The sequence below is a fragment of the uncultured Oscillibacter sp. genome (genome assembly GCF_900546705.1).
Taxonomy (GTDB): domain Bacteria; phylum Bacillota; class Clostridia; order Oscillospirales; family Oscillospiraceae; genus Oscillibacter.
Window position 1 is genome coordinate 1 of record NZ_URDP01000007.1, and the last position, 20,834, is coordinate 20,834.

At 57.7% G+C, this 20,834-nt stretch carries 22 protein-coding genes; 11 read left to right on the top strand and 11 right to left on the bottom strand.

Features of this window, described 5'->3' with window-relative positions:
- On the top strand, positions 1-690 hold a 690-nt coding region (locus QZS13_RS02710), incomplete at its 5' end, for a helix-hairpin-helix domain-containing protein (protein ID WP_295585181.1).
- Positions 690-1,361 carry a thiaminase II gene (gene tenA / locus QZS13_RS02715; protein WP_295585183.1) on the top strand — a complete coding sequence of 224 codons (672 nt, stop codon included), beginning with the start codon at positions 690-692 and terminating at the stop codon, positions 1,359-1,361. The genes QZS13_RS02710 and tenA, both read left to right, overlap by 1 nt.
- Before the next feature lie 59 nt (positions 1,362-1,420).
- On the opposite strand, the gene QZS13_RS02720 is transcribed toward tenA, so the two are convergent.
- Together QZS13_RS02720 and QZS13_RS02725 are read right to left on the bottom strand one after the other, a co-directional pair.
- Positions 1,421-2,017, bottom strand: coding sequence for a manganese catalase family protein (locus tag QZS13_RS02720; protein ID WP_295585185.1), 597 nt, complete (start codon positions 2,015-2,017; stop codon positions 1,421-1,423).
- The gene (locus tag QZS13_RS02725) at positions 2,017-2,475 is read right to left on the bottom strand and encodes a spore coat protein CotJB (protein ID WP_295585187.1); all 459 of its coding nucleotides are present in this window, start codon (positions 2,473-2,475) and stop codon (positions 2,017-2,019) included. The genes QZS13_RS02720 and QZS13_RS02725 overlap by 1 nt, the downstream gene beginning before the upstream one ends.
- Before the next feature lie 174 nt (positions 2,476-2,649).
- Between QZS13_RS02725 and QZS13_RS02730 the strand changes: the two genes are divergently transcribed.
- The 3 genes from QZS13_RS02730 (at position 2,650) to QZS13_RS02740 (ending at position 6,123) form a co-directional block, all read left to right on the top strand.
- The gene (locus QZS13_RS02730; RefSeq protein WP_295585189.1) at positions 2,650-3,369 is read left to right on the top strand and encodes an N-acetylmuramoyl-L-alanine amidase; all 720 of its coding nucleotides are present in this window, start codon (positions 2,650-2,652) and stop codon (positions 3,367-3,369) included.
- 1 nt (position 3,370) lies between these two features.
- The gene (gene radA / locus QZS13_RS02735) at positions 3,371-4,750 is read left to right on the top strand and encodes a DNA repair protein RadA (protein WP_295585191.1); all 1,380 of its coding nucleotides are present in this window, start codon (positions 3,371-3,373) and stop codon (positions 4,748-4,750) included.
- Between the two features lie 341 nt (positions 4,751-5,091).
- Positions 5,092-6,123 carry a tyrosine recombinase XerC gene (locus tag QZS13_RS02740; protein WP_295585193.1) on the top strand — a complete coding sequence of 344 codons (1,032 nt, stop codon included), beginning with the start codon at positions 5,092-5,094 and terminating at the stop codon, positions 6,121-6,123.
- A gap of 81 nt (positions 6,124-6,204) precedes the next feature.
- Here QZS13_RS02740 and QZS13_RS02745 read toward each other — a convergent pair whose 3' ends face one another.
- The 4 genes from QZS13_RS02745 to fba all read right to left on the bottom strand — a co-directional run bounded on the left by QZS13_RS02745 (position 6,205) and on the right by fba (position 10,175).
- On the bottom strand, positions 6,205-6,729 hold the full coding sequence (locus QZS13_RS02745) for a YcxB family protein (protein ID WP_295585195.1): 525 nt from the start codon (positions 6,727-6,729) through the stop codon (positions 6,205-6,207).
- 145 nt (positions 6,730-6,874) lie between these two features.
- Positions 6,875-8,530 carry an S-layer homology domain-containing protein gene (locus QZS13_RS02750; protein WP_295585198.1) on the bottom strand — a complete coding sequence of 552 codons (1,656 nt, stop codon included), beginning with the start codon at positions 8,528-8,530 and terminating at the stop codon, positions 6,875-6,877.
- Between the two features lie 74 nt (positions 8,531-8,604).
- Complete coding sequence (locus QZS13_RS02755) at positions 8,605-9,108, bottom strand: amidase domain-containing protein (RefSeq protein WP_295585200.1); 504 nt, start codon at positions 9,106-9,108, stop codon at positions 8,605-8,607.
- A 98-nt stretch (positions 9,109-9,206) separates the two neighbouring features.
- Positions 9,207-10,175 (bottom strand): class II fructose-1,6-bisphosphate aldolase, encoded by a 969-nt coding sequence (gene fba / locus QZS13_RS02760; protein ID WP_295585202.1) that lies wholly within the window; start codon positions 10,173-10,175, stop codon positions 9,207-9,209.
- Positions 10,176-10,387: 212 nt separating this feature from the next.
- Here fba and QZS13_RS02765 point away from each other — a divergent pair, with 212 nt between their 5' ends.
- Complete coding sequence (locus QZS13_RS02765; protein ID WP_295585204.1) at positions 10,388-11,626, top strand: 6-phosphofructokinase; 1,239 nt, start codon at positions 10,388-10,390, stop codon at positions 11,624-11,626.
- Positions 11,627-11,697: 71 nt separating this feature from the next.
- Here QZS13_RS02765 and QZS13_RS02770 read toward each other — a convergent pair whose 3' ends face one another.
- A complete protein-coding gene (locus QZS13_RS02770; RefSeq protein ID WP_295585207.1) occupies positions 11,698-12,468 on the bottom strand; it encodes a type III pantothenate kinase in 771 nt (256 codons plus the stop codon).
- 159 nt (positions 12,469-12,627) lie between these two features.
- Here QZS13_RS02770 and QZS13_RS02775 point away from each other — a divergent pair, with 159 nt between their 5' ends.
- Positions 12,628-13,287 carry a DNA-3-methyladenine glycosylase gene (locus QZS13_RS02775; protein ID WP_295585209.1) on the top strand — a complete coding sequence of 220 codons (660 nt, stop codon included), beginning with the start codon at positions 12,628-12,630 and terminating at the stop codon, positions 13,285-13,287.
- Positions 13,284-13,814, top strand: a complete 531-nt coding sequence (locus QZS13_RS02780) for a methylated-DNA--[protein]-cysteine S-methyltransferase (protein ID WP_295585211.1) — start codon at positions 13,284-13,286, stop codon at positions 13,812-13,814. Before QZS13_RS02775 ends, QZS13_RS02780 begins: the two co-directional genes overlap by 4 nt.
- A gap of 47 nt (positions 13,815-13,861) precedes the next feature.
- Here the strand turns inward: QZS13_RS02780 and spoIVA are convergent, their stop codons facing one another.
- A complete protein-coding gene (gene spoIVA, locus QZS13_RS02785; RefSeq protein ID WP_295585214.1) occupies positions 13,862-15,337 on the bottom strand; it encodes a stage IV sporulation protein A in 1,476 nt (491 codons plus the stop codon).
- A gap of 219 nt (positions 15,338-15,556) precedes the next feature.
- On the opposite strand from spoIVA, the gene QZS13_RS02790 reads away from it, so the two are divergent.
- The 3 genes from QZS13_RS02790 to QZS13_RS02800 all read left to right on the top strand — a co-directional run bounded on the left by QZS13_RS02790 (position 15,557) and on the right by QZS13_RS02800 (position 17,951).
- Positions 15,557-16,366 carry a transporter substrate-binding domain-containing protein gene (locus tag QZS13_RS02790; RefSeq protein WP_295585216.1) on the top strand — a complete coding sequence of 270 codons (810 nt, stop codon included), beginning with the start codon at positions 15,557-15,559 and terminating at the stop codon, positions 16,364-16,366.
- Positions 16,367-16,498: 132 nt separating this feature from the next.
- Complete coding sequence (locus tag QZS13_RS02795) at positions 16,499-17,170, top strand: amino acid ABC transporter permease (protein ID WP_295585219.1); 672 nt, start codon at positions 16,499-16,501, stop codon at positions 17,168-17,170.
- 13 nt (positions 17,171-17,183) lie between these two features.
- A complete protein-coding gene (locus QZS13_RS02800; protein WP_295585221.1) occupies positions 17,184-17,951 on the top strand; it encodes an amino acid ABC transporter ATP-binding protein in 768 nt (255 codons plus the stop codon).
- 43 nt (positions 17,952-17,994) lie between these two features.
- Here the strand turns inward: QZS13_RS02800 and QZS13_RS02805 are convergent, their stop codons facing one another.
- The 3 genes from QZS13_RS02805 to rsgA all read right to left on the bottom strand — a co-directional run bounded on the left by QZS13_RS02805 (position 17,995) and on the right by rsgA (position 20,834).
- Positions 17,995-19,527: a DUF3794 domain-containing protein gene (locus tag QZS13_RS02805; protein WP_295585223.1), complete on the bottom strand. Its 1,533-nt coding sequence runs from the start codon at positions 19,525-19,527 to the stop codon at positions 17,995-17,997.
- A 160-nt stretch (positions 19,528-19,687) separates the two neighbouring features.
- Complete coding sequence (locus tag QZS13_RS02810; RefSeq protein ID WP_295585225.1) at positions 19,688-19,840, bottom strand: hypothetical protein; 153 nt, start codon at positions 19,838-19,840, stop codon at positions 19,688-19,690.
- 106 nt (positions 19,841-19,946) lie between these two features.
- Positions 19,947-20,834, bottom strand: coding sequence for a ribosome small subunit-dependent GTPase A (gene rsgA / locus QZS13_RS02815; protein ID WP_295585313.1), 888 nt, complete (start codon positions 20,832-20,834; stop codon positions 19,947-19,949).

Consider the following 20,834-nt stretch of genomic DNA (forward strand, 5'->3'; position numbering starts at 1 on the left):
GCCAGCCGGGACGCCATGGACATCGACGGCTGCGGCCCGGCTGTAATCCAGCAGCTGGTGGAGAGCGGACTGATTACCAACCCTGCGGATCTGTACAGCCTGCGGGCTGAAGATGTGGCCAAGCTGGACCGGATGGGGGCCAAGTCCGCAGACAACCTGATCCGCGCCATTGCCAAGTCGAAGGAAAATGATCTTTCCAAGCTGATCTATGGACTTGGAATCCGACAGGTGGGCGAGAAGGCGGCCAAGGTTCTGGCCATGCACTTCGGCACGATGGACGCTCTCATGGAGGCTACGGAGGAGACGCTGACGGACATTAACGATGTGGGAGCGGTTACGGCCCGCTGCATTGTGGACTACCTGGCATCGCCCCAGTCCCGGGATCTGATTGCCCGGCTGAAGGATGCAGGGGTCAATATGGAGAGCCATACAGAGCTGGTGGACCGGCGGTTTGAGGGGCAGACATTCGTCCTTACCGGAACGCTGACCCGCTTTGACCGCAAGACGGCTCAGGCTCTGATTGAAGAGCGGGGCGGCAAGGCTGCCGGGTCTGTTTCCAAGCGCACCACCTATGTGGTAGCCGGTGAGGCCGCAGGCAGCAAGCTGCAAAAGGCCCGGAAACTGGGGATTCCCGTCCTGACGGAAGATGAATTTGCGGACATGCTGCAAACAGATAAGGAGGAACCGTGATGAAAGTATCCCAGAGACTGCTGGAGACGGCGCTGCCCATTTGGGAGAGATATTACCGCCATCCCTTTGTTCAGGGAATTGCCAGCGGCACACTGCCCAGAGAAAAATTCCAGTTTTATATGATCCAGGACCACAAATACCTGATGCAGTATGCCAAGGTGTTTGCTCTGGGCGTGATCCGTGCAGACCGGGAGAGCGACATGCGGTTGTTTGCCACCTTGATTAACGGAACGCTCAACACGGAAAATGCCGTACACAAGTGGTATCTCGGCCGGCTTGGGATCTCCCAGGAGGGAATTGACCGGGCCCCCATGTGCCTGAACAATGAGTCCTACACGAACTATATGATCTCCGTGGCCTTCAAAGAGGGCCTTGCAGAGCTGGCCACAGTGGTATTGGCCTGCGCATGGAGCTACAAGCTGATCGGCGATTATGTGGAGTCGATTCCCGGCAGCCTGCGGGAGGATAACTTCTACCGCCACTGGATCAAGACCTATACAAGTCCTGCCTACCGGGAGGATACGAAGGTGATGATCGACTTTGTGGACCGGCTCACCGAGGGGTATTCGGAGGAGCAGCTGAAGAATCTGGATCGGATCATCACCAACTGCAGTGAGTACGAGTATCAGTTCTGGGACATGGCCTGGACCCGGGGCGGACAGGACCAGTGAAGAACAAGTGCCGTGGACGGTAATGTCCACGGCACTTGTTATACTAAGAAGAGAGCGACTCAGCGATCGAAGGCGGGGTTCAGGTAGTAGACATTTTTTTCATCCAGCTTATCCTTCGCCAAACGAAGCCCCTCGCCGAAGCGCTGGAAGTGGACGATCTCCCGGGCGCGCAGGAATTTGATGGCATCAGATACGTCGGGGTCGTCAGAAAGACGCAGAATGTTGTCATAGGTAACACGGGCCTTCTGCTCCGCAGCCAGATCCTCCGTCAGATCGGCAATGACGTCTCCCTTGACTGCCATGCCGGCGGCACTCCAGGGAGACCCGGAGGCGGCGGTGGGATAGACGCCGGCGGTGTGATCCACAAAGTAGCTGTCAAAGCCGGCGGAGTGGATCTGCTCTTCCGTCAGGTTCCGGGTCAGCTGATGGACGATGGTGCCGATCATCTCCAGATGGCCCAGCTCCTCTGTGCCGATGTCGGTCAGCAGAGCCTTAAGCTCCGGATATGGCATGGAGTACCGCTGGGACAGATAGCGCAGGGAGGCGCCAAGCTCTCCGTCGGGTCCGCCGTACTGGCTGATGATTAAAGCCGCCAGCTTGGGATTGGTGTTTTTGATCCGGACGGGATATTGCAGCTTTTTCTCATAGACGAACATTATTCACCAACTCCTTCCTCCCAGGGCCAGGGATCTTTCAGCCATGCGTAACCGTCCTCGGGGGTCAGCGTTGTCTGTGTAAGAGGGCCATAGCGTTTTTCGTATTTTTCCCGGCCTTCGTTGGAGAGCTTGATATAGGACCAGTACAGTTGCAGAATCTCTTGGTCCTGTGGATGCGTCACCAGATATAACCCCAGCTCATCGATGGCAAAATCCAGCGCCATCAGCTCGGCCAGAGCGGTGTTGGCCATTTTGGTATGGGCCTGGATGGCGGCCTTGAAGGGCAGATCCAGGCCGGGAAACAGTGTCCCGGTCTGCAGAGCCTCCATCCGGCTGTACCGGACAGGGTTTTGCTGCTGCATGGGGACAAAGGGGAACGCCAGCGCCCCGCAGGCGCCGGGCAGCGTCCCCTGATCCTCGCCGCAGGCGGCGGGGGAGACAGTCTTTGATTTGTCCATGCTTAAAGAATCCTCCTTTGACGTGGACTCCGGCGGGAGCGGATTCCCGCCTGCTTCATGATATGCAGGTGCGGGCGGAGAGGAGCCTGCCCTTGATTTTGCAGGGGGGCGCGGCTATAATCGGTATATGGGATAAGCAGGCGAACATACTTTCCTGTGTGGGAGGTGTTGCCTGTGGTCTTGTTGGTGGTAAAGCGAAAATGGGCTGTTCTCTGGGGACTCTGTCTGGCAGCCGGTGCGCTGGCACTGTCGGGACCGGTACTTACTGATACTGTGCCGGTATTTTCTCCTGAAGCACCTGTCTCTGCCGTTGTGGTTCTGGACCCGGGCCACGGTGGGGAGGACGGCGGTGCCGTTTCGGCGGATCAGACGGTGTCTGAGAGCCGGATTAACCTGGAAATTGCACTGCGGGTGCGGGACTTGATGACTTTTGCGGGTCAACCCACTGTCATGACGCGGACCGATGACCGAGCAATTTACTCCTCCGAGGCCAGGACGCTGAAGGAAAAGAAGACATCTGATCTGAAAAACCGGGTGGCCATGGTCAACGAAACAGAGAACGCGCTGCTGCTGAGCATACACCAAAACAGTCTTCCGTCTTCTCCGGTGACTCATGGAGCCCAAGTGTTCTGGAACGATAGGGAAGGGGCGGAAGCGTGGGGAAATGCGGTGCAGGATGCATTGAACCTGACCATCAACCCGGGAAATGAAAAACACAGCCGGGAGATTCCCGACTCGATCTACCTGATGAAACATGTGACAGCGCCGGCCATTTTGGTGGAGTGCGGTTTTTTGTCCAACGGAGAGGAAACCGTCCTGCTTCAGCAGCCGGAGTACCAGCTGACGCTGGCGGCGGCAATTACGGCCGGGTACATGTCATGGAACGGAGCATGAAATGAAGCAAAAAACGCTTTTTTACTGTACAGAGTGCGGAAACGAAACGCCGAAGTGGGCAGGGAAGTGCCCTGCCTGCGGCGCATGGAATACCATTGTGGAGCAGCCGGAGGCGTCTTCTTCCAGGAGTATTGCCAAAAGTGGTGGGCGGAGCAGCCGCCTGGCCCCGCCCAAGGCCTGTCCCGTGACGGAGCTGGACAGCGACGAGGAGATCCGTTTTCCCACCGGAATGGGGGAACTGGACCGGGTGCTGGGCGGCGGCGCCGTAAAGGGATCTCTGGTGCTGGTGGGCGGCGCTCCCGGCATCGGCAAGTCCACACTGATGCTGCAGATTTGCAGCAAGCTGTGCGAGTTTTCCAAGGTGTTGTATGTATCCGGCGAGGAGTCCACTCACCAGCTGAAGCTGCGCGCCCGGCGGCTGCGGGTGGACAGCCCGTCGCTGTATGTCCTTTCAGAGACCGGACTGGACGCGGTGTTGGGGGCGGTGGAGACTGAGAAGCCGGATGTTTTGATCGTGGACTCCATCCAGACTCTTTGCAGCGATGAACTGGATTCTCCGGCGGGCAGTGTCAGCCAGGTGAAGGAGTGCACCATGGCGCTGATGCAGCTGGCCAAGAGCCGGGGAATCACCGTGTTTGTGATCGGGCATGTCAATAAGGAGGGCTCTATTGCCGGCCCCAAGGTGCTGGAGCATATGGTGGACTGCGTGCTCTACTTCGAGGGGGACCGCCATACGACCCACCGCATCCTGCGGGCGGCGAAGAACCGGTTTGGCGCCACCAACGAGATCGGTGTTTTTGAGATGCGGAATGAGGGGCTGGCGGAGGTGGAGAATCCGTCGCAGCTGCTGCTCTCCGGTCGGCCGGACGACGCACCGGGCACCTGCGTTGCCTGCGTTATGGAGGGCATGCGGCCGGTATTGGCAGAGATCCAGGCGCTGGTGGTTTCCAGTAGCGGCAGCAACCCGCGCCGTACCAGCAACGGATTTGATTACAACCGGGCGGCCATGCTGCTGGCAGTACTGGAAAAACGGGGCGGCCTGAAAGTGTCCGCGTGTGACGCATATATCAACATTATCGGCGGACTGTGGCTGGAGGAGCCTGCTGCGGATCTGGCCGCTGTGGTGGCCATTGCCTCCAGCTATCTGGACCGGCCGGTGCCTGGGGAATTGGTAGCCATCGGGGAAGTGGGTCTGACAGGCGAGCTTCGCTCCGTGACCCAGCTGGGCCAGCGGGTCAGTGAGGCCCGCCGGCTTGGCTTCCGGAAGTGTCTGATTCCGGCCCACGGGGCACAGACTCTGACGGCACCGGAGGGACTTGCATTGATCCCGGTTCGGAATATCGGTGAGGCGATCCGAGCCGCACTGGGCCAGCAGGGATAAAGTGGACGCAGGCGCCGCCCAGGGCCGGCAGACCCGCTGCGGCGGCGCTTTCCAGCGTGCACACTCCATCTTGCTGATAGACGCAGGTGCTGGTACATGGAATCAAGCTCACAGGGCATCATCCGTTTCTGATTGAGATGATGATAGGATGCCCGGACAATGAAAAGCTATACGAATGAAGAGCAGGGAGAGGAGGTTTTTGCGCGCATACCAAAAATTGAACAAAATAAAAATTTTGTTCAATTCGGGGGAGATGAAAATGCCCGCTTCCCCGAAAATGGCCGGTTTTTACGGGTTTTGCCCAGCCGGCGTTCCGAATTGGTTTTGCACGCAACTTGTATATGTTGGACTATCGCACACAGGCGCCGCAGATTTTGCGGGATTTTCTTTCGTATCATGAGACGGTCAAAGCGCACTCCCGCCGGACCGTGGATGAATATTATCTGGACCTGCGGAATTTTTTCCGCTATATCAAACAGATCCGGGATCCTGCTCTGGCGGATAAATCCCTGGATGAAATCGACATTATGGACGTGGATCTCCCGTTTGTGGCATCTATCACGCTGACGGACATCTACGGCTATATGACCTATCTCAGCCGTGACCGGATTCAGAATCAAAACAGCCGCAACCCTGAGTATGGCCTGACCCCTGCGTCCCGGGCCCGGAAGATCGCCACCATCCGCTCCTTTTATAATTATCTGACCAATAAAATGCACCTACTTCGTGAAAATCCTGTCAAAGATATAGACTCCCCCAAATTGCAGAAGTCTCTGCCAAAATATCTGACGCTGGAGGAAAGCGTCCATCTGCTGGGCTCGGTGGACGGCAAGAATCAGGAGCGGGATTACTGCATCCTGACGCTGTTTCTCAACTGCGGTCTTCGGATTTCGGAGTTGGTGGGCCTGAATTTACAGGATATTCAAGAGGACGCTCTGCGGGTACTGGGCAAGGGCAATAAAGTGCGGATCATCTATTTGAATGAGGCCTGCCAGAGCGCATTGCGGCAATACTTGGCCGTGCGGCGTCCTATTCGCGGACGGGATGAAAACGCGCTGTTCCTCTCCTCCCAAAATGAGCGGATCAGCCGCTCCACGGTCCACGCCATGGTAAAAAAGCGGCTGAGCGAGGCGGGACTGGACAGCCGGCAGTATTCCTCTCACAAGCTGCGCCATACTGCCGCGACGCTGATGCTGCAAAACGGTGTGGATGTGCGGGCAGTACAGGAGGTACTGGGACACGATCATCTGAATACCACGGAAATCTACACCCATATTGACAATGAGGGCCTGCGAATTGCTGCAAAGGCAAATCCCTTGTCACACACGTTCAGACAAGAAAAAAAGAAGAAAAAGGACGAGCAGAAATCCTGAAATCCGAAAAAAGGAACCGCCGTACAGCGGTTCCTTTTGTGCACTTCCCTGTTATGATTTATCTCGCTTTTCACAGGAAGCTCAATCAATGGACAAAATCGTTTTTCCGGTGGTTTGCTCCAAAAACGTACGAAACTGACTCAGAGTTCCCCCGGTCAGCGTGGATTTGTCATAGGCTTGTACATGCTTTTTCCCAAATACGAAAATCAGGTACTGATGGGATTCTACAATTGCTGCAATCGTTCCATAATTCCAGCTGGTGGTACCGAGCTGCGTCTGGGTACGGTATCCTTCCAACGTAAAAACGGCATCCACATGGTGGGCACCCGGCAGAATTGCCCGGTTGAAGAACCATCCGTTGATGGGATCTTCCCAGATCAGCTGAACGAGGAGAAGCACGATGCACAGCAAAGAGGCAAGGTTCTCCGGTGCCAGGAGAACAAAAGGACCGTCCAGCGGGATGAGGCAGATCAGAAGAAGCACCAGGATCAGAACACTCAGAATGCGCAGAATTCTGGAGCGGGTCTTTCGGACTGTTTTTCTCAGCGCTTTGGAAATGGCTGCTCCGGTTTTTCTTGTGTAGTCCACTTTGATTTGAAATTCCATAGGACCCTCCCTACCGTCGGCGGCTCTGCGGCGCGCCGTATTTTCTGCCTTTATGACGGCATGGGAGGTATGTTGGATTCTTAAGATTTTTGAAGCATAGAAAACCGCTGCCGCCCAACCGGGCGGCAGCGGTTTTTACTTGGACTCAGTGCAGCAGGCAGCTCCAGTTCCAGGAGGGATACATGGGCATGGAGCCCAGACGCCAGACGGAGACACCGGTTACGTCCAGCAGCGCGGCGGCCTGAGTGGCTTTCTGAATGGTTTGTGCGTTTTGATACCACAGGAAGTACCGGCTTCCGTCCTCCGTAGAGTAGACTGCGAAGGAATGCTGGTAGGCCTCCGACCAGCCAACCACGGTATCGGATTGCTGCAGCCGGCGGCTGACGGTTTCATTGGAGGGATATACCGGTGTTCCGGATAGCAGTTTCCCATTTGCGTCGATTTTCCAGGCGACGTTCTTGCAGCTGAAACCAAGGACGATCTTGGAGCGATCCTGTACGCCGGTATGCTCGTCCGTAACCGCCATCAGGGAGTAAAATACCTGGTCGATGGGCGCCGGGCAGGCAGTCTGGTGATAGGTGGTGCCCTCGTACCCGGCCAGATTGACAGCATCGTAATCATAGGCCATCAAAATGACCTTGTCTGCCAGGTCTCCGATGGCTCGGTAATCGTAGCCGTCATAGTAGCTTCCTGTAGCAAGCGCGGGCTGCACACAGACATACAGGGCAAGGTGGCGGGAGTCCAGACTGCCCAGAACCCCGGACAGCTGCCGCAGAAATTCGGTGAAGTTGTCCCGATCCGCTGCCCGCAGACCCTCAAAATCAATGGTAACACCTGCGTACGGATTTTTCCCGATGGCTTCGTAAGAGGAGGTCACCTCCGCAGCGATGGCTGCAACCGCCTCCTGCCGGCCTGTTTCAGAAGCCAGCATCTCCCGCAGGCTGCTCCCCTCCATGAATACGCTCAGATTCAGCGGGACGCGGTTGCCCTCCAGATAGGCGGTTACGCTTTCATATCCGTCCGGGACGGCATACTCATTGCCGCCGGCATTGGTGGTCTCCAGGGTGGCGGAAGCTCCATCCCAGGTCATACGGCTCCAGCCGGCGCTGACAGCGTCCATGTCTTGGGCGTAATTGAGCTGGCTGTAGGAGGAGATGGCGTAGAAGCCGTGTACCCAATCCACACTTTTCTGGAGCTTTTCATAAATTCGCACCAGCATGGCAGCAGCCTGGGCACGGGTTGCGGTGGCGTTGGGGGAAAAAGTGGTGTCCGAAGTGCCCTTGGTCATGCCAATGGCATAGGCGACGGCTACGTACCCCTTCCCTGTTGTCACATCGGTAAACGGCAGTGCGGATGCGCTCTCAGCCAGCTTGGCGGCGCCGCCAAGCCCCAGCCCGCGCACCAGCAGTTCGGCCATTTCCAGTCGGGTCACGGCGTCGTTGGGGCGGAACGGCACATCGGAATCCACTGCGTTGTGGGCGACGGCGGAGGCGATGGCACTTTGATACGTGGCAGAAAGACCAGACGGCAGATTCATTTGTGCCGGGAGGATGGTATTCCCCGTCCCGTCACTGGTCCAGCCCAGCATTCGTCCCAGGACGGTCACAAACTGCGCCCGGGTCATGGAGTCGGCATATCCGAAATCCTGATCGCTGTACCCGTTCATCAAGCCGTATTGTACTGCCTTTTCCACCTCACCGGCCAACGTACTGCCGGCGGGAACGTCCCGATAAGCGGCGGCCGGCAGGGTCAGTCCCGCCAGCAACAGGGCGGTCAGCAGCACAGACAGCAGTTTTTTCATGGCATGATCCTCCTCTCTTTTGTTGGGGCTATCATAGCCGGATTTCCTGGAAAAATCATGAATAAATTATGAACTCACGGCCGCATGGTCCCCAGAATATGGAGAAAGCGCAGCTTCTGGAATGAGTAGGAGGAAAGCGGCCGGCCGAAGGCATCATAGCTGTGGGCGGCGACCAGGATGTTGTCCGGTCCGGCAGGACTGCCCACAGCCACAATAACCGGTGTGTGCTGGAAGGACGTCCCGTCGAACGAAAGCTGTACCAGATCGCCCGGCAGCAGGGCTTCCGGCTGGCAAGAAACACCCACCGGACCGGATAAGGCGGTCCCGCGGGTCATGAAGTTCCAAAAGTAGCCCACGCCGGTCCATGCGGGAGCCTTTCGGTTGGCATCCAGGTAGTACCAGCCCAGGTCCGGCGTGTAATTCATGAGATTGCTGCCGGCGTAGACGCACTGCGAGGCGAAGTTGGTACAGTCTCCCCCCAGTTTTTCATAGTCATAAAAAGCCGGGTTCCTGCCAAAGGCCCACTGACGGGCATAGCGGATCACGGCAGTGCGGTCATAGTCCTGTACAAGGCGCATGGTTCTCCCTCCCCTGATGCAGTGTATGCCCAGGGCAGCTGAGGCGTTCTGAAAAAAAGAGGAGGCGCCCGGCGCCTCCTCTTGCAGGGACTATGGAATCAGGCCTTGTGATCGCAGCCCAGAACGTCGACGATCTTGTGCGCCACCAGTTCCTTGATGGCAGCACGGGCAGGCTTGAGATACTCGCGGGGATCGAACTTGTCGGGATGCTCTGCCATGAACTTGCGGATGGTGCCGGTCATGGCCAGGCGCAGGTCAGAGTCGATGTTAATCTTGCACACGGCGCTCTTGGCGGCCTTGCGCAGCTGCTCTTCGGGAATGCCGACAGCGTCGGGCATCTTGCCGCCGTACTCATTGACCATCTTCACGAAGTTCTGAGGCACGGAAGAAGAGCCATGCAGCACGATGGGGAAGCCGGGCAGGCGCTTTACCACTTCGTCCAGAATGTCAAAGCGCAGCGGAGGGGGAACCAGCTCGCCCTTTTCATTGCGGGTGCACTGAGCGGCGGTAAACTTGTAGGCACCGTGGCTGGTGCCGATGGCGATGGCCAGAGAGTCGCAGCCGGTCTTTTCCACGAACTCCTGAACCTCGTCAGGATGAGTGTAGTGAGACTCCTCGGCGGAAACCTTCACGTCATCCTCAATGCCGGCCAGAGCGCCCAGCTCGGCCTCGACCACCACGCCGTGGTCATGGGCGTACTCCACGACCTTCTTGGTGATCTCGATGTTTTCAGCAAAGGGCTTGGAGGAGGCATCGATCATGACGGAGGTGAAGCCGCCGTCGATGCAGGACTTGCAGGTCTCGAAGTCGGGGCCGTGGTCCAGATGCAGAGCGATGGGGATGTTGGGGCACTCGATGACAGCGGCCTCCACCAGCTTCACCAGGTAGGTGTGGTTGGCGTAGGCGCGGGCACCCTTGGACACCTGCAGGATCAGGGGCGCATCCAGATCCCGTGCAGCCTCAGTGATGCCCTGGACGATCTCCATGTTGTTGACGTTGAAAGCGCCGATGGCGTAGCCGCCGTCGTATGCCTTCTTGAACATTTCGGTAGTGGTAACCAATGGCATAATGATCACTCCTCATCAATTTGTCCCGTCCCTTCGCCCGTTGCCCCGGCCCAATAGGGTCGGTTGTTAACGTATTGTCAAATTGAACGATTCAAAAGGACGAAAACGATTTTCTTCTATGATAATATCACAGAAAAATTAAAATGCAAGTATTTACAATTCTTTTTTTCAATGATATGATAGCGTTACAATATTCTGAGGAGGCTTTTCTCATGAGTGAACTGAAAGGCGCATGCATCGTCGGCCAATCCGGCGGCCCCACTTCTGTCATCAACGCCAGCGTATACGGCGTTATCGACACGGCACTGAAGAACCCCAATATCACCCGCGTTCTGGGCGCAGAGCACGGCATCAAGGGCGTTTTGAATGACCGTTTGTTTGATATGGGTCAGGAAGATCCTGCAGAGCTGGAGCTTTTGAAGTATACTCCCTCCTCCGCACTGGGCTCCTGCCGCTACAAGATGGCAGATCCGGATGTGGACGACACCGACTACAAGCGTATTCTGGAAATCTTCAAGAAGTACGACGTCCGCTATTTCTTCTATAATGGCGGCAACGATTCCATGGACACCTGCAACAAGATCTCCAAGTACATGCAGAAGGTCGGCTATGAGTGCCGCGTGATGGGTGTGCCCAAGACCATCGACAATGACCTCTACGGTACCGATCACTGCCCCGGCTATGCCTCCGCCGCCAAGTATATTGCCACCAGCTGCATGGAGGTTTATCAGGATGCCCGTGTGTATGACACCGGCATGGTCTGCATTATCGAGATCATGGGCCGTCACGCCGGCTGGCTGGCCGGTGCTTCTGCGCTGGCCACCGCTTACGGCGCAGGCCCTGATTTGATTTACCTGCCTGAGGTGGATTTTGATATGGATACGTTCCTGGCGGATGTGGAGCGGATCTACAAGGAGAAGGGCAACTGCATGGTAGCTGTCTCCGAGGGTATCCACTATGCCGACGGCTCCTTCGTCTCTGAGGCGAAGACCTCTGCCACCGACGGTTTCGGCCATGCCCAACTGGGCGGCCTGGCTGCCCTGCTGGCGCAGATCGTCAAAGAAAAGACCGGTGCCAAGGTACGCGGCATTGAGCTGAGCCTGCTGCAGCGCTGCGGTGCACATCTGGCTTCTGAGACGGATATTGAGGAGTCCTACATGTCCGGCAAGGCGGCCGTTGAGAACGCCGTGGCCGGGATCACGGACAAGATGGTGGGCTTCGAGCGCAGCTACGAAAACGGTCAGTATGTCTGCAAGACCAAGCTGCTGGGGCTGACCGAGGTGGCCAACACGGAGAAGAAGGTGCCTCTGGAGTGGATCAACGCCGCCCACAACGGCGTGGAGAAGCCCTTTATCGACTATGTGCTTCCTCTGATCCAGGGAGAGCCCAAGCTCCCCAAGCAGGATTCCCTGCCCCGCTTTGCCAAGCTGAAGAAGGTTCTGGCCAAGTAACTGCGAAACAAAACAACATCCGCCCTGCGCTTATGGCCCAGGGCGGATTCTTTTTGTTTGATGTGCGGCGTTTACCGATTTTTCTGATAGATGGTCCAAAGTCCTTCCATCAGCAGATATTTGTCATAGACAATCTTATTGCGGCAGTATTTAACGATGACCGGGGCATTGCCGCCGGTGGCCACGGCGGTGACTTCCCTGCCCGGAAATTCCGCCCGGATCCGGTCAATGATCCCGTCCAGCATGCCGGCAGTTCCGTAGACGATTCCGGAGCGCATGCAGTCCTCCGTGGTTTTTCCGATCAGTGTCTTGGGATGCTGGAGTGAGATGGCAGGCAGCTGAGCGGCCCGGCGACTGAGAGCCTCCAACGATACATTGACGCCCGGAAGCAGCAGCCCGCCCTCGTAGCTGCGGTTCTGACCGATAACGCCGATGGTTGTGGCAGTACCCATGTCGATGGTGATGATGGGCGGCTGGAATTTTTCCAGAGCGGAGACGGCGTCGGCCACAATATCGGCACCCACCTGGCTCTGCACGGCAAGACGGATGTTCAGCCCCGTCCTCACACCGGGACCCACCACCATGGGGGGCTTGCCCAGAAGGCGGGTCAGGGCTTTTTCCATCATGAAATTCAGCGGCGGCACGACACTGCACAAAATGGCGCCGGTGACGTCCGCATAGTCATAATGATACAGGGTAAACAGATTCATCAGGTCGATGCTGATTTGATCCGCAGTTTTTCGGCTGTCCGTGTCCAGCGCGGCCAGAAACTGCAGCTTTTTGTCCCGGTCGAACAGGCCCACGGAGGTGTTGGAATTCCCCACGTCTATGGCCAGCAGCATGTATGCCACTCCCCTTCCTGAATTGAATGTGTTTTTTCCATGGTACCACGATCAAAGTTTGCTTGCAAGGCGGGAAATACCGGCTTTTTTCAACAAGGGGATTGCGACCGTACATATGTTCTTTTATAATAAGAGCAAAGCGATGGAGGAGGTGTTTCTTTGGATTTCCCCTACGGAGCAAAGGAAATTACCCATCTTTGCACCAAGGACCCAAAGCTGGGGGCAGCCATAGAACGGATCGGCCATGTCAGCCGGGAAATGGATCCGGATCTGTTTGCCTCTGTGATCCACCAAATTATCGGCCAGCAGATTTCCATGGCGGCGCAGAGAACAGTGTGGGAGCGGTTTTTGCATGCCGTGCCGGAGGTGACGGCAGAAAATGTGCTCCGGCTGACGCAGGAACAGCTGCAGAGCCTGGGCATGACTTACCGGAAGGCAGCGTATATTCAGGAGTTTGCCCACAAGGTGCACAGCGGCGAGTTTGACCTTGCGGCGCTGGATGCCATGGAGGATTCGGAGGTGCTGACAGCCCTTTCCTCCCTGCGGGGGATTGGGCCCTGGACGGCGGAGATGCTGATGATCTTCAGTATGGGGCGGCCGGATATTGTCAGCTACGGCGACCTGGCCATTCTGCGGGGCATGCGGATGCTCTACGGGAGAAAGACCCTGGACCGGAAGACATTCGAGCGTTTCCGGAAACGGTACAGCCCCTATGGAACAACGGCCAGCCTGTACCTTTGGGCAATTGCCTGCGGTGCTTTGCCGGAACTGCGGGACCCGGCTGTGCCTAAAAAGAAAGGAGCGAAGAAAGGACGATGACAAACCTGATGGAGTATTCCTCGCCGGTAGGACGCATCTATTTGGCTTCCGAGGGAGATGCACTGACGGGACTTTGGATCGAGGGACAAAAGTACTTTGCAGCGACGCTGGAAAAAGCGGAGACCCGGGAACAGGAATCCGCGCCGCTGCTGCAGGCAGCGCGCTGGCTGGATGCGTATTTTGCAAAGGCGTTCCTCCCTGCCCTGCCGCCGCTTGCTCCCAAGGGCAGCTCCTTCCGTCAGGCGGTATGGCAGCTGCTTTTGGAGATCCCATACGGACAGACTACCACATACGGTGCACTGGCTGAGACTCTGCGCCGGCGCGGCGTCGGGGCGGCGGCACAGGCGGTGGGCGGCGCCGTAGGACACAATCCCATCTCCATCATCATTCCCTGTCACCGGGTGGTGGGCGCCGACGGAAGCCTGACGGGCTACGCTGGCGGTATACAGATCAAGCGAAGACTGCTGGAGCTGGAAGGGGCAGCGATGGACAAGCTGTATGTCCCAAAACGGGGAACGGCACTCTGAGAGGAAAAAACGGAACACCGGATGCTCCCCGGTGTTCCGCTTCATGGTTACAAAATGATGCAGATAAGACCGCCGCTGCCCTCGTTGATGATGCGTTCCAGCGTCTCCCGCAGTTTTTTTCTGGCGTCCTCTGGCATCCGCTTGAGCTTGGTCTGCAGATCCTCGCTGACCAGCTCATGGAAGCTGCGGCCGAAAATATTGGATTGCCAGATCTTGCTGGTGTCCCCTTCAAACTCCTGCAGCAGGTAGTTTACCATGTCCTCGGACTGTTTTTCGTTGCCCACAATCGGGCTGACCGCTGTCTCGATGTCTGCCCGGATCATGTGGATGCTGGGAGCACTGGCCTTGAGGCGGACACCGTAGCGTCCCCCCTGCTTCATGATCTCCGGCTCTTCCAGCTTCAGCTCGTCGATGCTGGGCACCACAATGCCGTATCCGGTTTCCCGCACATCCCGGAGGGCTCCGGCGACCTTGTCGTATTCGCTCTTCACAGCTGCCAGCCGGGTCAGCAGACTCATCAGGTCGCCGTCGTCTGCCACCTCGAAGCCGGATTGCTCTGAGAGCGTTTTATAAAACAGCTCCCGCGGCAGACACAGCCGGGCCGTGGCCACACCGGTGCCCAGATCGATGGAGGTGACGGAGGCCTCGCTGATATCCCCGCTGTCGCCCAGGGCGGCAACCACGCCCTCTACCTGGCGGATGTGGCGCAGGGAGACGGTCCCCTGCCGGATAGCCTCGTACAGCCCGGACTTGATGGGGTGCTCCTGCGGCAGAGCATCCACCCAGGGCGGCAGAAACAGATCCAACTCCTGGAGCGGGAACTCATATAGGACGGCTTTGAGAATATCGGTTACGTCCTCTTCCTCCAGCTCCAGACAATTCACCGGCACACAGTTGACCTGATACCGTCCGGCAATGTCCCGGGCGATGGCAGTGGCCCGTTCGCTTTTTGGAGCCTGGGAGTTGAGCAATACGATAAACGGCTTGCCCAGCTCCTGGAGCTCCCGGATTACCCGCTCCTCTGCCTCCAGGTAGTCTTCCCGGGGAATCTCGGAAATGCTGCCGTCTGTGGTGACGACAATCCCGATGGTGGAGTGCTCGGCAATCACTTTCCGCGTTCCCACCTCGGCCGCCTCTGTCATTGGAATTTCGTGGTCAAACCAGGGGGTGGTCACCATGCGTGGGGCATCGTCCTCGTACTGGCCGATGGCACCCTTGACCATGTACCCCACGCAGTCAATGAGCCGCACCGAGAAGGCCGCGCCGCCCTCCAGTTGGATCTGGGCCGCCTCCTCCGGCACGAACTTCGGCTCTGCCGTCATAATGGTACGGCCGCTGCCGCTTTGCGGCAGTTCATCCCGGGCTCGCTCCTTGCGGTAGACATTATCAATGTTGGGAATGACCTGGGTCTCCATGAACCGCTTGATAAAGGTGGATTTGCCCGTCCGCACCGGGCCGACCACACCGATATAGATGTCTCCGGCGGTGCGGGTGGCGATATTCTGGTAGATGGTTGTATTCATAGCATCCCGTCCTTTTTCCGCTCCATAGTCATGTTCCATCTCTATGTCAAAGCAGGGATTCCTATGACAGCCCGTCTTTTGTTCTGTGCATAACACACAAAACTACAGCCGACAAGCATTTTTCAATTGTGCGAATTTTGCATTTACAGAGATAATTTAGTATGGTAAACTGCTAATGTATTAAACGAGCGGGATACCCGCAGCAATGGAGGATTGGATATGAAAAAGTGGATGGCTATGCTGCTGGCAGCAACAATGGTATTTTCCCTGACGGCTTGCGGCAGTACGAAGGAAGAGGAAACAGAGAAAGAGAGCGATCTTGCCTACGTGCAGGATAAGGGCACTCTGGTGGTAGGCATCACCGAGTTTGAGCCCATGGACTATCAGGACGAGAGCGGCAACTGGATCGGCTTTGACGCCGACATGGCCAAGGCCTTTGCCGAGAGTCTGGGAGTGGAAGCTCAGTTCCAGGTCATCGACTGGGACAACAAGGTCATGGAGCTGGATGGCAAGACCATCGATGTGGTCTGGAATGGTATGACTCTTACTGATGAAGTCACTTCCGCCATGGAGTGCTCCAACGCCTACTGCAACAACGCCCAGGTGGTGGTCCTGCCTGCCGACGTGGCTGACCAGTATCCCGACGCTGCCAGCATGGCCGACCTGAACTTCGCCGTGGAGTCCGGCTCTTTCGGCCAGGACCAGGCCGACGCCAACGGCTTTACTTATACGGAGGTTATTGATCAGGCTACTGCACTGATGGAAGTGGCCTCCGGTACCGCTGATGCCGCCATCATCGACTCTCTGATGGCTGGTGCTATGGTGGGCGAGGGAACCAGTTATGCCGATCTGACCTACACGATCACCCTGAACCCTGACGAGGGTGAGAAGTACGGTGTGGGCTTCCGCAAGGGCTCCGATCTGGCTGCCGCGCTGAACCAGTTCTTCACTGACAGCTATGCCGACGGCACGATGACCTCTCTGGCCGAGACCTACGGTATTCAGGCTGCCCTGATTCCCCAGGAGTAATCCCTACCTCATTCCATAAGAAAGCAGAGGACGGTCAAACGTCCTCTGCTTTTGGCCGGTTTTCGGCCTTTGTCCCGGTAATTCCCGGCATCGTCTTCTCCCCTATCTTACCGTTAAAGGCAGGTTCCAACTATGTTTCTCACGGTCATCGGAGCCCTGAATGAGGGCTTTCTTCAAACCCTGAAGCTGTTTGCGATCACGCTGATCGGCGCCATTCCCCTGGGACTGGTGGTATCCTTTGGCTCCATGAGCCGCTTCACTCCCCTGCGGTGGCTTACCAAGACCATCGTCTGGATCATTCGGGGCACGCCGCTGATGCTCCAGCTGATTATTATCTTCTACATCCCCGGCTATCTCCTGAAAAACGGCAGCCCGTGGCCCAGCGGCGAGGGCGGCCGGTTTCTGGCCTCTGCCGTGGCTTTTATCATCAACTACGCCTGCTATTTCTCCGAGATCTATCGGGGCGGCATTCAGGGTGTCCCCGTAGGACAACAAGAGGCTGGCGAGGTGCTTGGTATGACCAAACGCCAGATCTTCTTCAAGGTCACGCTGCTGCAGATGATCAAGCGTATCGTCCCCCCCATGTCCAACGAGATCATCACGCTGGTGAAGGATACCTCCATCGCCCGCATCATCTCCATGCAGGAGATCATCTGGGCGGGCTATGCTTTCCTGAAGGGGTCCCACGGCTACTCCGGTCTTCTGTGGCCGCTGTTTTTTACCGGCGTGTACTATTTGATTTTCAACGGCGCACTGACGCTGCTGTTCAGCTGGGTGGAGAAGAAGCTCAGCTATTTCCGTTAAGGAGGGCACCGAAATGTCCATTCTGGAAGTTAAACACATTGAAAAACACTTCGGCGCCACTCAGGTGCTCAGTGACATCAGCTTTACCCTGGAAGAGGGACAGGCCATCTCCATCATCGGCTCGTCCGGCTCCGGCAAGACCACGCTGCTGCGGTGCCTGAACTTTTTGGAAAAGCCCGACCAGGGGACTATCTCCGTACGGGGGGAAACGCTGTTTGACGCCGATGACCCGAAGACCCAGCTGGAAAGCGAGATTCGGACCAAGCGGTTACACTTCGGTCTGGTGTTTCAGAATTTCAACCTCTTCCCCCAGTACACGGCGCTGCAGAACGTAACGCTGGCCCGGGAACTGCTGGCCAAAGAGCGCGGAGGCGAGAGCCGGGAATCTATTGAGAAGGCTGGCCGGGAGCTGCTGGCGCAGATGGGGCTGGCAGACCGCGCGGATCACTATCCTCACCAGCTCTCCGGCGGACAGCAGCAGCGGGTGGCCATTGCCCGGGCGCTGGCACTGCATCCGGATATCCTCTGCTTTGACGAGCCTACCTCTGCCCTGGATCCGGAGCTGACCGGCGAGGTGCTCCGGGTCATCCGGACGCTTGCGGAGCAAAAGACCACCATGATCATCGTCACTCACGAGATGGCATTTGCCCGGGATGTGGCGGATCAGGTGATCTTCATGGACGGAGGCGTCATTGTGGAGCAGGGCGATGCCCGGCAGGTGATCGACCATCCCAGGGAAGAGCGCACCCGGCAATTCCTCTCCCGATACGCAGAATCATAAAACAGAATCAAAAAAGGGAGCGGACGGAAGTCCGCTCCCTTTTTTATGCCCGCTTGCGGGGAATCAGCAGCAGCGTATCCCGCGGAAGATCCTCCTCTGTTTCCAGCTGGTTGGCGCATAGAATGGTGGAGATGGTGGTGTTATACCGCTTGGCAAGGTCCCAGGGGCTTTCCTGCTGTCCAAGTTGCCGCAGCACCAGGGACGGGGCGCCGGTGAGATCCTTGGGGGCATCGGTGTCGATTCTGGCTGCGGTAATACAGACCTTTTTCGCCTGCGATGCCGCCTCCATCTGGAAGTCCACCGGGAAGCGAACCTCGATGCCCCGTTCGGTCAGGCTGCCCTGGGGCTCTTCGGCACAGACAGCCCGGGCGGTGACACGGCAGTCGGCCGGCAGATCTGTCTGACAGGAAACTTCCACGCCCCGCTCGGCCAAAAGCGGTGTGCCGCCTTCGTCCAGATACAGGGCATGGACGAATACCACTGTGCGCAGGACTGTACCGCCGCCCTCCCGGCTTACCGTCACAGCGCCGCAGTTGGCCTGGATGGAGAGAATGTCTTCAGCCACCACGCCGATTTCCAGCGATTCCCGGACAGACTGACGGCGATGCATGGCCTCCCGGTAAGTTACCAGGGACAGCGGCGAGGCGTCATATGTGAGCTCATAGGCGGTGGAGTACAGGTCCCGCAGCAGCGTCAACTCTTCCTCCCTGCGGACCAAAGCTGTGGCATGGAGATAGAGCGTTACCGCCATCTGCCGCCCCTCCGGATCTCCCCCGTCGATCTGCAGATCGGCACCTGTCAGCTGGAGATGTACGGCGGCGCAGGAGCCCTCTGCGGCGCCCTCCACCTCCATGATCTGGGAAAACGGCAGTTCCCCGGCCGTGGACCGGTATTGTCCCTGAGCCGTCCGATAGAGCAGGGATACGGAGAATACGCCTTTCATCAGCAGCTTGCTGCCCACCAGCTTGGTCTCCGTTACGGAGCTGCGGACCTGAGAGGACAAAATCTCTGCGGCGCCTTCCCGGCCGGGCGAAAGACTCATTTCCTCAGAAAAGGTAAAGTCCTTTTCCGCTACATGGGTCAGAAGCGTCACCCGCTGCCGCTCCCGGCGCTTTTCCACACACAGCTCCGGTGCCGTCTCCACGTCGGGACATACCTGCAGTGCCGTACGCTGATAGCCGGTCAGCCGTGCCACCAGCTTGCAGTGAGTGAAGACCTTGCGGGGGTTGAGCATCCGGCTCTCCAGCATTTCCGGCTCGACCTCCGCAGTCAGATAGGCGCACTCCGGCATGGTTTCACTCTCCGCCGTAAAGGGCATGGCGAACTCCAGGGAGCGAATTCCGCCCTCCCCTTCCGGCGTGTACAGCACCGTGACCCGTACCGTACCGGAGAGCGTGGCCTTGCCGTCCCGAAGCTCGCGGCCATGGAGAAAGACCGTACCCTGCGTGTCAATGATGCGGGCCATATCCGGGCAGTAGTCCGGCACGATGGTTTCTGCCGTCTCTTCCGAAGTCAGCGTAGTCTCCGCCCCGGTTTCGTATGTATCAAAGCTTTGTTTTTTTAAGTCCAGTTCCATGCTGTGTCCATCCTTTCCCGGCCGTTCACACTGAGATGTTGCTCCAGTGTATGCCGGAGAGGACGCGCTTATGCCTGCACGTGGAAGAGCCGGCGCAGGATGCCCCGCAGTGCACGGGGGGATTTCCATACCACGATATTCACGCCATCGCCTCCTTTCCCTATCTGCGGCAGCAGGCGCAGCCGCAGGCGATCAGCAGCATTGCCACCAGAAACAGCAGCGCTCCCACCGGAAAGATTGCAGCAATCAAAATTCCGGCGCCCAGTGCCACGGCAAAGATTCCTAAAAAACGGCAGCCGCCTCTGCGGAACATATCACCCGCCCCCTCTCTGGTATCAGTATAGCCGTGGAGGCTGTCCCCTGTGCGCAGCCGGGAACGGAAAAAGCGCCTGCCGCAGGGAACGGCAGACGCTTTTTGTTCACTTTTTTCGCTCCTGCCACGGACGCAGGGGCTTGAGTTCCTCGTAGAGACGCACGTAGCTGGCATGACGGCTTTTTTGGATTTCTCCCCGTCTCAGTGCCTCCAGTACAGCACAGCCAGCCTCCTTGGTGTGGCTGCACCCCACAAAGCGGCACTGACCCAGATAGGGTGCAAACTCCCGAAAGGTCTCAGGCAGGTGTTCCTTGAGTTCCAGGTTCAGTTCATCTGTGTCAAAGGAGGAAAAGCCGGGAGAATCCACCACCTCTGCCCCGCAGGAGAGATGATAGAGTTCCACGTGACGGGTAGTGTGGCGTCCGCGCCCCAGCGCGTCACTGACTTCGCCCACCTGCAGGTGGAACTGGGGCTCCAGTGCATTGAGAATACTGGACTTTCCTACGCCGGAATTGCCTGTAAAGGCAGATAGCTTTCCGGCGATCGCACCTTTGAGAAGATCCAGCCCCTCTCCAGTTTCCGCACTCACCCGCAGTGTGGGCAGCCCGGCACCGGTATAGATTTGATACAACTCCTCCGCCGGGTCCAGATCACACTTATTGAGCACGATGACCACGCCGCAGTCTTTCAGCGCGGCGATGGCGGTCACCCGGTCAATGAGGAAGGGATCGGTGCGGGGGATGGCACCGGAGGCGATGATGACCAGTTGGTCGATGTTGGCTACCGCCGGCCGGGCAAAGGCGTTGCGCCGGGGGAGAATCTCTTCCACGAACCCTTCACCGCCGCCCAGTTCCCGGACTTCCACCCAGTCCCCCACCAGGGGGGACTGGCCGGTTTTGCGGAATTTTCCCCGGGCCCGGCAGGTGAGCACCTCCGCCCCGGTATTGACATAGTAGAAGCCGCTGAGGGCTTTTTGAATCCGTCCCTTTGCCAT

Bases quoted from the DNA above. Each gene is read 5' to 3' on its own strand.
- fba (WP_295585202.1), bottom strand. From the start codon at position 10,175: ATGCCATTGGTTACCACTACCGAAATGTTCAAGAAGGCATACGACGGC.
- QZS13_RS02745 (WP_295585195.1), bottom strand. From the start codon at position 6,729: ATGGAATTTCAAATCAAAGTGGACTACACAAGAAAAACCGGAGCAGCC.
- radA (WP_295585191.1), top strand. From the start codon at position 3,371: ATGAAGCAAAAAACGCTTTTTTACTGTACAGAGTGCGGAAACGAAACG.
- QZS13_RS02780 (WP_295585211.1), top strand. From the start codon at position 13,284: ATGACAAACCTGATGGAGTATTCCTCGCCGGTAGGACGCATCTATTTG.
- QZS13_RS02740 (WP_295585193.1), top strand. From the start codon at position 5,092: ATGTTGGACTATCGCACACAGGCGCCGCAGATTTTGCGGGATTTTCTT.
- QZS13_RS02755 (WP_295585200.1), bottom strand. From the start codon at position 9,108: ATGCGCCTTGTACAGGACTATGACCGCACTGCCGTGATCCGCTATGCC.
- QZS13_RS02720 (WP_295585185.1), bottom strand. From the start codon at position 2,017: ATGTTCGTCTATGAGAAAAAGCTGCAATATCCCGTCCGGATCAAAAAC.
- rsgA (WP_295585313.1), bottom strand. From the start codon at position 20,834: ATGGCAAAGGGACGGATTCAAAAAGCCCTCAGCGGCTTCTACTATGTC.
- QZS13_RS02750 (WP_295585198.1), bottom strand. From the start codon at position 8,530: ATGAAAAAACTGCTGTCTGTGCTGCTGACCGCCCTGTTGCTGGCGGGA.
- QZS13_RS02805 (WP_295585223.1), bottom strand. From the start codon at position 19,527: ATGGAACTGGACTTAAAAAAACAAAGCTTTGATACATACGAAACCGGG.
- QZS13_RS02770 (WP_295585207.1), bottom strand. From the start codon at position 12,468: ATGCTGCTGGCCATAGACGTGGGGAATTCCAACACCTCCGTGGGCCTG.
- QZS13_RS02790 (WP_295585216.1), top strand. From the start codon at position 15,557: ATGAAAAAGTGGATGGCTATGCTGCTGGCAGCAACAATGGTATTTTCC.
- QZS13_RS02725 (WP_295585187.1), bottom strand. From the start codon at position 2,475: ATGGACAAATCAAAGACTGTCTCCCCCGCCGCCTGCGGCGAGGATCAG.
- QZS13_RS02810 (WP_295585225.1), bottom strand. From the start codon at position 19,840: ATGTTCCGCAGAGGCGGCTGCCGTTTTTTAGGAATCTTTGCCGTGGCA.
- QZS13_RS02800 (WP_295585221.1), top strand. From the start codon at position 17,184: ATGTCCATTCTGGAAGTTAAACACATTGAAAAACACTTCGGCGCCACT.
- tenA (WP_295585183.1), top strand. From the start codon at position 690: ATGAAAGTATCCCAGAGACTGCTGGAGACGGCGCTGCCCATTTGGGAG.
- spoIVA (WP_295585214.1), bottom strand. From the start codon at position 15,337: ATGAATACAACCATCTACCAGAATATCGCCACCCGCACCGCCGGAGAC.
- QZS13_RS02795 (WP_295585219.1), top strand. From the start codon at position 16,499: ATGTTTCTCACGGTCATCGGAGCCCTGAATGAGGGCTTTCTTCAAACC.
- QZS13_RS02765 (WP_295585204.1), top strand. From the start codon at position 10,388: ATGAGTGAACTGAAAGGCGCATGCATCGTCGGCCAATCCGGCGGCCCC.